Below are 13,736 nucleotides of genomic sequence, written 5' to 3'. Positions count from 1 at the left end.
AGCGGGAATGGAAGCGTTCATGTGGTGTCTCCTCAAGCGCACTCGAAAAGACCCAGGGAGAACGTGAAGCAGAAAGGGAGCCGCCGTCCCCTGTGTACATAGACACAAACAGGGCCGCATCGGCCCGATAGGAGCATTCCCATACGACTATGGAAATGTGAATCCTTCGGTCTTCCTACGCCAGTATCAACTGGGTCAGGTTCAAAGGGTCGCTTCACCGTGCCGCAGGTTACCCTGACAACACCAATCAGCCTCTCAGTCCCTTAAGGCGGGACCCCCCTGACGAACCTCAAGCGTGCAGGAGAAACGAAACAAAATCAACAGAACAAAAATAAACGTGATCTGGACGAGGAAAACATCCCAGGTATTTCCTGCGTCTAGCGGACAAACGAAAACCCCAGCCCGTTTCGGGGCTGGGGTTAGTGATGCGTTGGCATCGCAAGTTCAGATGGTTGCGGGGGCACACAACCAAAGAAAACTGCTACTGGCGAGTGGATTGGTTAATCGACTTTAGAGATCCTTCAACACCTTAGAGCCTGTTTGGAAAATCGGTCTGATGTGATTCAAGCTCTGGATGTGGACGCCAGAGCAGAGGGGCCGGATGGCCAGGATCACCCGCAAGACGAAACGCTACCCGTCTGACATGACGGACGAGGAATGGGAGCGGATTGCGCCGTTGATGCCAAATCCTGGGCGTCGTGGCCGCCCACGGGAGGTTGAATTCCGTGAGGTGATCAATGCTGTGCGCTATCTCGTTCGTTCAGGCTGCGGTTGGCGGATGCTGCCGATCCACTTCGGGCACTGGCGCACGATCTATGGCTGGTTCCGGGAACTGGCGCGGCGTTTCCTGTTCCAGACCATCCATGACGTTGAACTGATGCTCGACCGGGAGCAGACAGGCCGCGAGGCCAGTCCGACAGCGGCGGTGATCGACAGCCAGAGCATCAAGGTGCCTCATGCAAAGACAAGGGGTTACGATGCCGGCAAGAAGGTCGTCGGACGCAAGCTCCATATTGCCGTCGATACGGACGGGCATCTTCTGATGGTCAACCTGACTCCGGCCGACATCTCCGACAGTGCCGGCGCCCAGATGATCCTGGCTGCGATCCGCAGGCGTTGGCCATGGGTGAAGCATCTGTTCGCCGATGGCGCTTATGACCGCTTGAAGTTGATGGACAAGGCGACTTATCTGGATTTCATCCTCGAGATCATCCGCCGCCGTGACGGAGCAAAGGGCTTCGAGGTGCTACCGCGACGCTGGGTGGTCGAGAGGACTTTCGGCTGGATGACCCGCTGGCGCCGGCTCGTGCGTGATTACGAGCGCCGCGTCGACGTGTCACAGGCCATGATCTTCGTCGCCATGGGCGCCAATCTCATGCGCAGAAATCTTCACCCGTGATTTTCCAAACAGGCTCTAAAAACCCAAGATTATGCATGATCCTATGGAATATTTATTTTTCAGCACTCGAAATTTAACCGTTAGAAGGAATCGTTCCAACCATATCTTATTATTTTGACATCAGATCGTTCTGCGATATAGTCTCCACACACAATGTAACGATACTCCATCAGTGCCGGTGGAGAGTCGGGCTTGTCCGGTCAGGACAGAGACGCATAGGGTGGATCAATGGCGGTCCACTGGCCCTAAATGGGCGATGACGCATCCCTGTTTGATGTGTCGTCTGGAAATGTATTGTGGACAGGGGTTTCCTGAAAGCCGGGCACGCACCAACCCTGCTGGCCGCTTTTCTATATTTCGACGTCTCATTCATGATCTGGGTTTTGCTGGGTCCTCTCGGCATTGCGATCGCGCATGACCTTCACCTGAATGCTGGGCAGAAAGGACTGCTGGTCGCAACGCCTGTGCTGGCCGGGGCCGCCTTTCGTGTGTTGGCCGGGGGCCTGGTGGATATATTCGGCCCGCGCCGCGTCGCGATTGCCGCACAGCTTGCAGTCATTTTCGGCCTTGCCCTGGTCTGGTACCTCGCACCTCATACTTACGGTCAGATGTTCGGACTGGCGGGCATTCTCGGCGTTGCTGGCGCATCTTTCGCCATTGCCCTTCCCCTTGCCTCCGTCTGGTATCCTCCGCAGTATCAGGGAACCGCACTCGGCATTGCAGGCGCGGGCAACTCAGGAACCGCGCTGGCCTCACTTTTTGCGCCCGGACTGGCGGTTCTGGTGGGATGGCGCAACGTCATCGGACTTGCAACGCTTCCGCTCATCTGCGTTCTGCTGCTTTTCCTTATTCTGGCCAGAGAGCCTGTCAATCGACCACCATCCCCGGGCCTGCGCTCATGGGGTCCAGTTCTGGGATCCGTCGATAGCTGGCTGCTGATGTTTTTCTACAGCGTGACCTTTGGTGGGTTTGTGGGTCTTGCGTCGTTCCTCACCATCTATTTCAATGACCAGTACAGTCTCTCTCCCACTGTTGCTGGTGCGTGTACGGCATTTGTCGTTTTCGTAGGCTCTTTTGTTCGTCCCGTTGGCGGAGCCTTCGCCGACCGCGTGGGCGGCACGAAAGCTCTGACCATCCTGTATGCGGTCGCGGCATGCTGCTTTTGCGTCATCGCCCTTGGACTTCCAACGATCTATCTCGCATTCCCGGTATTCCTTCTGGGGATGGTAACGCTCGGGCTGGGCAATGGCGCCGTTTTTCAGCTTGTTCCAGCACGCTTCCCGCGTCAGGTCGGCATTCTGACAGGGCTGGTCGGTATGGCCGGCGGGGTCGGCGGCTTCTACCTGGCGCTTTCGCTCGGGGAAGCACGACAGATCGTCAATTCTTACGGACCGGGATTTCTCGCCTTCGCTGGGATCTGCCTGATTGCCTGCATCGCCATTGTACTGGGTCACCGTCGCTGGCGGGAGATCGCATGATGCCTGGCCTTTCCGGTTTTTCTTCCCCTCCCTATGCGTCCGTTCTGGCAGGTCTTGCTCTGGGAGGGCTGGCTTTCTCCAGCGCCCTGAAAGCTGACGATACTCCCAACCCCCACGTCGGGCTTCATCTATCCAAACGCTCCAGAACAAAAGCCGTCACTCCGACGGTTCATTCCCAGCAGACGCGCCCCGCTCATTCCCCGGACTGGGGCGTTCTCAATGCCGCAAACGGCGCCGCATCCGGTTTCGGAGCAATAACGGGCTTTGGTCAGGTTCGGTGGTCGGAAGACTGGAGCGATATCGTTAATACCCCGCCAGAACAGCGCAGGAATGACTGGTTCAACCGCCTGAAATATATTCGCCTGAATGAAAGCGGAAGTATCTGGCTATCTCTGAACGCGGAAGAACGCCTCCGTTATATCTATGAAAACCAGCCCATGATGGGAACGGCAGGCAAGACCAACGCCAACCGGGTTCTTCTACGCAATCTCTATGGCGCCGATCTTCATCTCGGGGCGCATATCCGCGCCTATGCCGAGTTCCTGTACGGCGTCGCAGGAGGGTCCAATACCTACGGATACCAGACAGGGGTCCAGAGGGAACGGCTGGATCTTCAGCAGGGTATTCTGGAAGTGAAGGGCAACCTTCTGGGGGCCAAAGCCGGCGTCATCGGCGGTCGGCAGGTCTTCCTAGATACGCCCGTCTTCATGCAGTCCGCCCGGGACCTGACCAATGCACAGCAGACATGGGATGGCTTCCGTGGCTACGCCATCTGGAAGCGCTTCAGGCTCGATCTGTTCGATTTCATGCAGACCAACAAATTGCCTGATGCCGTCTTCGGGGACGGCACGAACTACAGCGCCCGGATGTACGGAGCCATGACATCCACGGCACTTCCTGCATTCACGGCCATGGGAAAGAAAAGCCAGCTTTTCGCGGACGTCTTTTACATCGGTTATCTCTACAGTGGATCACCAGCCGCCATGCCGACCACACGGGGCACACAGACTGGCTCCAGCCGGCGGGACAATGTCGGCATGCGTCTGTGGGGCAATATCGCCTCTTTCTCAACGAGCCTGAGCGGTGTGTTTCAGGGAGGTCAGTTTCGGCCAGACCAGGAAAGCCAGCCAACCCGGGCGGTGCGGGCTTATGCAGTCAATGCATCCGTGCTCTACAGCCGCCCCGATCTTCTGGCAAAGCCAAGCGCTGGCCTTCAGGCCGATCTGTTCTCCGGCGGTTCCTACAAGAGCCGGGATGGCGCCGTCGGAACATTTGCATCTCCCTATTTCCCCTTGCCATACTACAACGATGTAACGTTATCCGTAACATCCCAAAACCTGATCGGTGTGGGCCCTCTTGCAACGCTCGCACTGCAAAAAAACCTTCACTTCAGGCTGCATGTTCCCTTCTTCTGGCGGGAAAGCACACAGGATGCGGTTTACGGCACAGGCCGGATCTATTCCTGGCGTAACGGACTGTCCGGCGGCTTTATCGGCGCCATTCCCCAGACCCAGCTCGCCTGGAACTTCGCTCCGCACTGGACCTGGACGCACGACATCGCAAGCTTCATCGCATCCCGCAGCATGCGCACGGCAGGCGCAAAAAGCGACGCTTTCTACATGCAGACTCTCGAATTCAAGTTTTGACCATGACGGCCTCAGAGAACGGACAGATGACCATGAAAGAGAACATCATCATCATCGGCAACGGAATGGTTGGACATTACTGTGCCGAGCAGCTCGTCATGCACGGTCTGCATGAAACGCATCAGATCCATGTCTTCGGCTCCGAACGACACCATGCCTATGACCGCGTTCATCTGACGGACTATATGACAGGCCAGGACGCACTGGCTCTGCGCCTGCATGAAGAGGATTTTCACGCTGCCCATGGCATCACCATGCATCTGGGCGTTCCGGTCATGCGGGTCGACCGTGACGACAAGGTCGTGGAAAGCGAAGAAGGTATTCTTCCCTACAGCACGCTGATTTTAGCGACAGGCTCCGTACCGTTTGTTCCGTCAATACCAGGCAATACCGGAAGTGCAGGTCTTGTCTACCGCACGCTTGAAGACCTAGACATCATCCGCGCTGCAGCTAAGGGTGCGAGCCATGGAACCGTCATTGGTGGCGGCCTGCTTGGTCTGGAAGCCGCTCATGCCCTGAAACTTCTGGGGCTGGACGTCAGTGTCGTGCAGCTCGGAACACATCTGATGTCGGCCCAGCTTGATGAAGAGGGCGGTCGCGCGCTTCGCAGGCGCATTGAGACTCTTGGGATTGATGTGAGAACCTCCCACGCGACCAAAGAGATTGTCGCCGGCGAACAAAAACGTCATCGCCTGGTGTTTGCGAACAGTCCTTCTTTTGAAACCGATATGGTTGTTTTCTCCGCCGGTATCCGCCCGACCGATCAGCTTGGAAGAGCTTGCGGGCTGGCTGTAGGATCCCGTGGCGGCATCGTGATCGACAATCAGTGCCGGACGTCCGATCCGGACGTTTTCGCCGTCGGCGAATGTGCGCTCTGGCAAGGTCAGGTCTTTGGTCTGGTCGGACCGGGATACACCATGGCACGGACCGTTGCTTCCTTTCTGGCCGGGGAAGAAGCTGCCTTTACGGGCGCGGACATGTCCACCAAGCTCAAGCTTCAGGGTGTGGATGTGGGTTCGATTGGCGATGCGCATGGGCGGGAGTCCGGCGCCACAAGCTATCGCTTCATCAGCGAGGCCGATGGCTCCTATCGCCGTCTCGTTCTATCCGCGGACGGCCAGCGCGTGACAGGGGCGATTCTTGTCGGAGACAACTCCTACTACGATACGATCTTTCAGTATGTTCAGAACGGCATCAAACCGCCGGCTGACCCAGCCGCATTGATCCTGCCGCGTGGTGAAGGAGCAGAGCTTCTGGGCGCGGACGCCCTGCCTGATACGGCCATGATCTGCTCCTGCCACAACGTCACGAAAGGCTCGATCTGTAACGCCATTGATGCAGGTTGCGCCGATCTTGCCGCGCTCAAGCAGGACACAAAGGCCAGTACAGGCTGCGGTGGCTGCGCGGCGCTGCTCAAGAGCGTGTTTGAAACGGAACTCTCCGCCCGAGGCATAGAGGTCGATCACAGCCTTTGCGAGCATTTTTTCCATACACGTCAGGAGTTGTACTCCCTCGTTCGTGTCCATGGCATCCGCAGCTTTGAAGAGCTGATGACACGCCACGGTAATGGCGGTTTAGGCTGCGATATCTGCAAGCCAACCGTTGGCTCAATCCTGGCCTCGGCATGGAACAAGCCCATTACGGACCCGCTCTATATTCCTTTGCAGGACACGAACGACACGTTCATGGCCAATATGCAGAAGAACGGAACCTATTCCGTTGTTCCTCGCATTGCTGGTGGCGAGATTACCCCGGACAAGCTGATCGTTCTGGGACAGGTTGCAAAGAAATATGGCCTTTACACCAAGATCACCGGTGGCCAGCGCGTCGATCTGTTTGGTGCTCAACTGCATCAGCTTCCCGAAATCTGGGGAGAGCTTCTGGATGCGGGATTTGAGACGGGTCATGCTTATGGAAAGTCCACCCGGACGGTAAAATCCTGCGTTGGAAGCACATGGTGCCGTTATGGCGTGCAGGACAGTGTCGGCAAGGCGCTGGATCTTGAGAACCGCTATAAGGGGCTGCGCTCTCCGCACAAGCTCAAATTCGCCGTATCCGGCTGTACCCGTGAATGCGCCGAGGCCCAGAGCAAGGATGTGGGCATCATCGCTACAGAGAATGGCTGGAACCTGTATGTCTGTGGCAATGGCGGGATGCGCCCTCGCCATGCAGAGCTTTTCGCGACCGATCTCGATTCAGAAACGCTCGTGAAATACATCGACCGGTTTCTGATGTTTTACATCCGCACTGCAGACAAGCTCCAGCGCACGTCTGTCTGGCGGGAAGGTCTGGAGGGCGGTCTCGATTATCTCAAAGACGTCATCATCAAGGACAGCCTTGGCATTGCCGAAGAGCTGGAACAGCAGATGCAGCATGTGGTCGAAACATACCACTGTGAATGGAAAGATGCCCTAACGGACGGCGAGAAGCTCAAGCGCTTCCGCACTTTCGTCAATGACAGCCGCCCCGATCCAAACGTTCAGCTTGTTCCCGAGCGGGATCAGGTCAAACCGGCCCCCAATCAGGCTGCCCTTCCAGAAGGCGTGGGTCCGGTGGAATGGACAGCCCTTTGCGACAAGAACGATCTGGTCCCGAGATCAGGCGTTGTCGCCTGGTATGAGGGCGCACAGGTCGCACTGTTCTATCTTCCCGAAACGAAGGCCACGCCTGCTCGTGTCTTTGCCGTGGATAACCATGACCCGTTCTCAAAGGCTAATATCATCGGGCGCGGCATCATGGGGGATCTGCGGGGACAGTTCGTTGTCGCCTCCCCGCTTTACAAACAGCACTTCAATCTGGAAAGCGGGGTCTGTCTTGAAGATTCCAGCAAATCCCTGCGAACGTGGGACACACGTCTGACCTCCGAAGGCAAGGTTGAAATCCGTGCCAGAGCGATGGACCCTGTTCCAGAACATCTTTTCGCTTAACCCTCCATGACACGGGAAGACATCCATTCTGTCTGCCCCTATTGCGGTGTCGGCTGCGGCATCGTGCTGGAGGTTGAGAACCATCAGATCGTCAAGGTGCGCGGAGATACCGGGCATCCGACGAATGGTGGTCGCCTGTGCACCAAAGGAAGTTCCTGCGACAAACCGGTGTCATCGCCTACACGGCTGGATATGCCGCAGATCCGGCAGGACAGGACGTCCCTGCCCGTTCCCACCAGAATGGACGCAGCCATCAGGGAAACAGCCCGTCGCCTGAAGCAGATCCTGGAAGAATATGGGCCGGATGCGATCTCCCTTTACGTTTCCGGCCAGATGTCTCTGGAAGCGCAGTATCTGGCGAACAAACTCGTCAAGGGATACCTGAGAACCCAGCATATCGAGTCCAACTCCCGCTTGTGCATGGCTGCAGCAGGTGCTGGCTACAAACTCTCCCTGGGCGCAGACGCTCCCCCCGGCAGCTACGAGGACTTCGACTGCACGGACCTGTTCTTCGTGATCGGTGCCAATATGGCCGACTGCCATCCGATCCTATTCCTGCGCCTGATGGACCGTAAGCGTCAGGGAGCAAAACTCATTGTTGTTGATCCACGACGGACCGCTACGGCAGACAAGGCGGACCTGTTCCTTCAGATCCGCCCTGGCACCGATCTCGCCCTGCTGAACGGCATTCTTCACATTCTGGTTCGTGATGACGCGATAGATCCGGACTTTATCGCCAGTGCAACGAAGGACTGGAGCGACATGCCAGCTTTTCTGGCAGATTATTCTCCCGAACGCGTTGCCGGGATTACCGGCCTTCCACAAGATGATATCGAAACAGCCGCCAGATGGATTGCGGAAGCCGATGCGTGGCTGACGCTGTGGACCATGGGACTGAACCAGAGCACTTCAGGGGCCTGGAATACCAACGCGATCTGCAATCTTCATCTTGCCACTGGCGCCATCTGCCGCCCGGGCGCCGGACCGTTTTCCCTCACAGGACAGCCCAACGCCATGGGTGGTCGGGAAATGGGCTATATGGGCTCCGGCCTCCCCGGCCAGCGCTCGGCCTTGGTCGATGATGACCGGGCCTTTGTCGAGCAACAATGGAAGCTGCCCGCAGGAACCATTCGCACAGCAGGCGGCCATGGCGTGATAGCCATGTTCGAGGCTATGACCCGCAGTGAAATCCGCGCCTGCTGGATCATCTGCACCAACCCTGTCGCGACCGTGCCACGCCGCGCCAACGTTACGGCTGCCCTTGAAGCCGCGGATCTGGTCATTGTTCAGGATGCCTACGCCGACACGGAAACAGCGGCTTATGCGGATATTCTTCTGCCGGGTGCGTTATGGGCCGAAGGAGACGGCGTGCTGGTCAACTCTGACCGCACCATGACACTGGCCCGGCAGGCTGTTCCCCCTCCCGGTGAGACCATGCCAGACTGGGACATCATTGCACGTGTTGCCTGTGAGATGGGCTTTGAGGAGGCCTTCACATTCTCCTCTGCCGCCGAAGTCTTTGCGGAAGCCAGTCGTTTCGCCAATCCAAAGACAGGCTACGATATTTCCGGGGTCACCCACAACCGTTTGAAATCCGGTCCCGTCCAATGGCCCAGCCAGACGGGAGACACCCTGCCCCGCCATCCGATCCGTTACCGACCAGACCCGAATAAACTGCCTGTTTTCGCCACCGATGACGGAAAAGCAGTTTTTCATGCCCGTCCTTATCTCCCCTTAGAAGAACAGCCGGACGACGAATTCCCTTTCCTGCTCAACACCGGGCGCCTCCAGCATCAATGGCACACGCTCACCAAAACCGGCCGGGTCGGTGGACTTAACAAGCTCAATTCAGGCCCTTTCGTGGAAATCGCTCTTGCTGATGCCGAACAGCTGGGCCTGCGCAAGGACGATCCCGTCGAACTCCGCTCTCGCCGGGGCACCGCAATCCTTCCCGCCCGTCCGACTGACCGGGTCGCGCCGGGAACATGCTTTGCACCCTTTCACTGGAACGACCGCTTCGGCGAAAACCTGACAATCAATGCCGTCACGGCCGATTTCACAGATCCTGTCTCCCTTCAACCGGGAATCAAACATTGCGTGGTGTCTCTCGCACGTATCGAACCTGTTTCCGCCCCGGCAGAGGAGAACGCCGCTGTCATGTCGCTTGACCATCTGACACAGCATCTTGGCCTCGCTCGGGCAGAGCCTCTGGCCCTGTCCGTTGAAAGTCGCCACTGGCTGACGGGCTTCATGGACGGCCTGAAACTTGCCCCACCGGCAAACGAGCTTCCCTTTGTTCCCCCGAGTGCTCCTTTGCCGACAGAGCAGAAAGCCAGAATTAATGGTCTTCTGGCTGGTCTGTATGCCCGCAGCCCTGTGGCGCAGTATCCTGCTGTGTCGGAAAGTCCGACCAGTACCCAACCAAGGCTTCTTCTTCGGTGGGCGTCCCAGACAGGTCGGGCAGAAGGTCTGGCTGAAGAACTCGCCGTCTGGTTGAAAGAAAGCGGGCACGACGTTGACGCGATGAGCCTGGAGAGCTGCAAACCAGCCGATCTTTCCGGAACGGTCCTCTTCGTCGTCTCCACCTTCGGCGACGGAGATGCTCCTGACAGCGCGAGCGCGTTCTGGGATGAACTTTGTAAAACCCAAGGATCGCTTGAAGATGTGCGTTACGCCATGGTGGCGCTGGGAGACTCCTCATACGCCAGTTTCTGTGGCTTTGGCCGGGCTCTTGATGAACGCCTGAAGACACTTGGTGCAACCCCGCTTATGCCACGACAGGATTGCGAGCCCGATTACGAAGAAACCGTTGAAGCCTGGCAGCACAGATTTCTGGCTACTCTGGGGACTAAACCAGTTTCAGTAGCAGCCGTACCTTTATCTGACACCCCAGCCGTCACACGGGCGACCCCCGCAATTGTGCGCGTCAGTCTTAATCACTGCCTGACAGAGAATAATAGTGACAAGGAAACCCGACAGATCGTTCTGGATCTCTCCGGAACAGGATTGCATTATGAACCCGGGGACGCTCTCGGGATCTGGCCCTGCAATGCTGGCTCAACCGTTGAAACAGTTCTGAACGCTCTGGGATTGTCTTCCGATACAACAGTCTCTGTCCGGGGCCACGGAACCGTGTCGCTCGCAGACGCTCTGACCAGACATTTCGATTTGTCCCGACCGTCTCCTGCTCTTCTGGAAAAATTGGGAGCACAAACTGCCGGCTACCTGCCGGAGCTGCTGGCGACCATTAAACTCGAAGTGCAGACGCAGGATGTCCCGAGCCTCTTTCGCCGGATGCAGCCTCGCCTTTATTCCATCGCATCGTCACTGAAAGCATGTCCTGACAGCGTCCACATCACCGTGGGCATCAATAATGAACCCTACCCTGGTCTGTGCTCAAACTGGCTGGGAAGTTTACACGAAGGTTCCGAGGTCCCGGTTTTCCTACAGACGGCATCCCAGTTCCGTTTACCTGCAGACCATACCAAACCTGTCATCATGGTGGGACCAGGCACAGGCATTGCCCCCTTCCGTGCCTTCCTTCAGGAGCGCGCAGCGTGTAACAGCCCGGGCCGAAACTGGCTTTTCTTCGGAGAGCGTCATGCAGAAAACGGATTTTACTATCGCGAGGAGCTGGAAAGCTTCATGGCACAGGGATACCTGACATATCTGCATACGGCATTTTCCCGTGATCAGAACCAGCGGATCTATGTTCAGGACCGCATGGAAGAAAACGGCGAGGAACTCTGGAACTGGTTGCACGAAGGCGCATATTTCTACGTCTGCGGAGATGCCGCACGAATGGCCCAGGACGTCGATAGCGCCCTGCGCCGCATCGTAGCGCGTCATGGCGGCATGTCCATGGAACAGGCCGATGAGTATGTCAGTAACCTTGCAAAAAATGGGCGATACGTCCGTGATGTGTACTGATATAGCCCCATGACAATGAAAATTCTTCTCGCAGACGAAAACTCCCAGCGGGCTGGCGCCCTGTCGGAGATTTTGAAAGCTGACTCTTCACTGGAGGTCATTCGACTTGAAGGATACGAAAGTCTGATTTCAGCGGTGGAGGCTCACGTTCCTGACATTGTGCTCGTGGACATATGCCGCGCCGACCGCGACGGGCTGGACAGTGTGCGGGCGCTATCCTCCTCAGGGCTTAAGCGCCCCGTTGCCCTGTTTGTCGACGAAGATGACGAAGCGCTCATGGAAGATGCTTTTGCGGCTGGCGTCTGTTCCTACAACGTGATGGATACGCCGCCTCGGGACGTCAAACCCCTGCTTCGATCGGCGATTGCACTATACCGTCGCTTTCAGGAAACAGCAGCCGAGCTGAAAGCGGCCCGACAGGTCCTTTCGGATCGGGAAACTGTCGATACAGCAAAGAAAATCTTCATGCGTAACGAACGCTGCAGCGAGGCAGAAGCCTATCGCTGGTTCAGACGCCGAGCCATGCAGCAGGCCCGTAAGCTGGTAGATGTTGCCACTGACTACCTCCGGGTTCACACCAAGGATGATGCATCATGAGTTCTGCCGTCAGAATAGGCCTGCTGAGGCTGGCAGATAGCGCCCCTCTGATTATCGCTCGCAATCTCGGAATATTTGAAAAACATGGTCTGGGTGCGGAACTGATAGTCTCGCCATCTTGGGCCAATATCGCAGATGGTCTCGTCTGGAATGGACTGGACGCTGCGCTGGTTTTTCCTCCTTTGGCGATCATGACGGCGCTGGGTCATCGCGGTCGGGAAATCGGCCTGGACCGGGGAATTCCTGTCAGCCGTGGCGGCAACACGGTTGTTCTTCGTGGACAGCACCTCTCCCCGTTCCTGGGGACGGATGACGTGACAAAGCACCGGAACTTTGAAAGCTGGCGTACGGGTCTAAGTCGCCGTCCCAAGCTGGCAGTTGTACATCTGTATTCGACCCATTTCCTCATTCTGATGGACTTCCTCAAAAGCTTGCATGCCCATCCAGAACAGGATGTGGAAATCGTCATCATGCCCCCCGACCGCATGATCGATGCTCTAGCCGCTGCGGAAATTGACGGCTTTTGTGCTGGCCCACCTTGGGGAACGGAAGCCGAACTGCGTGGTCTCGGTTCCATCGTAGCTGGATCCGCCAATATCCATACTGGTCATCTGGAGAAAACTCTCGTGACGACACAACGCTGGAGTCAGAGTGCACCGGCGCTGTCGCAAGCTTTGCAGGCTGCCATTGGCGAAGCGACACGCTTCTGTATGAACCCCAGCAATTCTGCGGAGATCGTTCGTCAACTTTCCAGCCCCCTGGCGAACGGCGGCCTGGCCCTTCCACCAGAAGCGACAGAAAAGATCATGCCTGATCAGCACAACCTCAACGCCGTGCAATTCGATTTTTCGGCTTTAGACGTCAATCTTTCAATCACTTGGATGATCGGGGCCATGCAGGCACAGGGTTGGTTAACCCCTACGAATATGAAGCGGCTTTACGAACTTGGTTGGCTCACACCAGCCCTATACTCCTAAGCCACACGGATCTTCCGGAGACAGAACCATGAGCACAGATTTACAGATATTTGAATTTGAACGCGATTTTGCCGATACACTCCGCTGCATTCCAATGAGCGTGCGCATGAAACTCGATGAATGTGGAATAAAACTCAGTCTCCGCCAATGGAGCCATTTCAGTTACGACGATCGTTACGAACTCTGCTACCGTCCGACAGAATCAGATCCTAATAAGCAGACCTATCGTCATTTCCTGAAAGAATTGATTCGCGCACGCACCAATGAAGAACCTGCTTTTCTTGATCAGCCACAGTCTACTGAATGGCAGGATAGCCAATCGGTGCCCCTGTGCCTCCAAAAGCAGATTATAGAGAAAGAACTTTCCTCTATACCACTGCAAAAATGGGCAAACTTAACACCCTTGCAACGCTTTTCGCTTGTAAAGCTTTGCCGATCTGGCCACGAAAATCATAATCTTCCTATCGCTTTGAAAGAATTTATTTCTCAGGGTAGCGAATAGCAGATATTCAAAATTTTTGTGACTGACGAGCCCAAATCGATACACTCCACAGTCAAGAGATAGCCTATTTATGCTCTGCACGGAGTAATTTAGCTGCCGATTTGTTGATATTCTGGTGGCTTTAAAAAAATTAATATTAAAATATTATTTTTCGGTTTTCTACTAGGCCCCGTTGACAAAAGACCTGATCCAGAGCCTTGCTGAGGCGAGATTGAGGAAACTCATTGACGTGCCCCCTTTTTTGTGTCCACTCAAAAGGAGAGTTCCCGTTTTTTATGGC

General features: G+C 56.3%; 8 protein-coding genes and 1 riboswitch. All 8 genes read left to right on the top strand.

Going from position 1 to position 13,736, the window contains the following annotated elements; all coding sequences use genetic code 11:
• Positions 1-155: 155 nt before the first annotated feature.
• Positions 156-291: riboswitch (TPP riboswitch) on the bottom strand.
• Between the two features lie 283 nt (positions 292-574).
• The 8 genes from ABF979_RS13500 (at position 575) to ABF979_RS13465 (ending at position 13,456) form a co-directional block, all read left to right on the top strand.
• Complete coding sequence (locus ABF979_RS13500; RefSeq protein ID WP_415560372.1) at positions 575-1,399, top strand: IS5 family transposase; 825 nt, start codon at positions 575-577, stop codon at positions 1,397-1,399.
• 296 nt (positions 1,400-1,695) lie between these two features.
• The gene (locus ABF979_RS13495; RefSeq protein ID WP_415560370.1) at positions 1,696-2,877 is read left to right on the top strand and encodes a nitrate/nitrite transporter; all 1,182 of its coding nucleotides are present in this window, start codon (positions 1,696-1,698) and stop codon (positions 2,875-2,877) included.
• Positions 2,877-4,523, top strand: a complete 1,647-nt coding sequence (locus tag ABF979_RS13490; protein ID WP_415560376.1) for an alginate export family protein — start codon at positions 2,877-2,879, stop codon at positions 4,521-4,523. The genes ABF979_RS13495 and ABF979_RS13490 overlap by 1 nt, the downstream gene beginning before the upstream one ends.
• Before the next feature lie 26 nt (positions 4,524-4,549).
• Positions 4,550-7,450 (top strand): nitrite reductase large subunit NirB, encoded by a 2,901-nt coding sequence (gene nirB, locus ABF979_RS13485; protein WP_415560368.1) that lies wholly within the window; start codon positions 4,550-4,552, stop codon positions 7,448-7,450.
• A 6-nt stretch (positions 7,451-7,456) separates the two neighbouring features.
• Positions 7,457-11,380, top strand: a complete 3,924-nt coding sequence (locus ABF979_RS13480; RefSeq protein WP_415560366.1) for a molybdopterin-dependent oxidoreductase — start codon at positions 7,457-7,459, stop codon at positions 11,378-11,380.
• A 15-nt stretch (positions 11,381-11,395) separates the two neighbouring features.
• On the top strand, positions 11,396-11,977 hold the full coding sequence (locus ABF979_RS13475) for an ANTAR domain-containing response regulator (protein ID WP_415560374.1): 582 nt from the start codon (positions 11,396-11,398) through the stop codon (positions 11,975-11,977).
• Positions 11,974-12,954, top strand: coding sequence for a CmpA/NrtA family ABC transporter substrate-binding protein (locus tag ABF979_RS13470; RefSeq protein ID WP_415560364.1), 981 nt, complete (start codon positions 11,974-11,976; stop codon positions 12,952-12,954). The genes ABF979_RS13475 and ABF979_RS13470 overlap by 4 nt, the downstream gene beginning before the upstream one ends.
• A 28-nt stretch (positions 12,955-12,982) precedes the next feature.
• The gene (locus ABF979_RS13465; protein ID WP_415560362.1) at positions 12,983-13,456 is read left to right on the top strand and encodes a nitrate reductase associated protein; all 474 of its coding nucleotides are present in this window, start codon (positions 12,983-12,985) and stop codon (positions 13,454-13,456) included.
• The last annotated feature ends 280 nt before the right edge of the window (positions 13,457-13,736 follow it).

The sequence above is a fragment of the Gluconobacter sp. genome (assembly GCF_047723935.1).
Lineage (GTDB): Bacteria > Pseudomonadota > Alphaproteobacteria > Acetobacterales > Acetobacteraceae > Gluconobacter.
The sequence above is the reverse complement of the archived record's forward strand: the minus strand, read 5'-3'. Positions and strand labels throughout refer to the sequence as shown.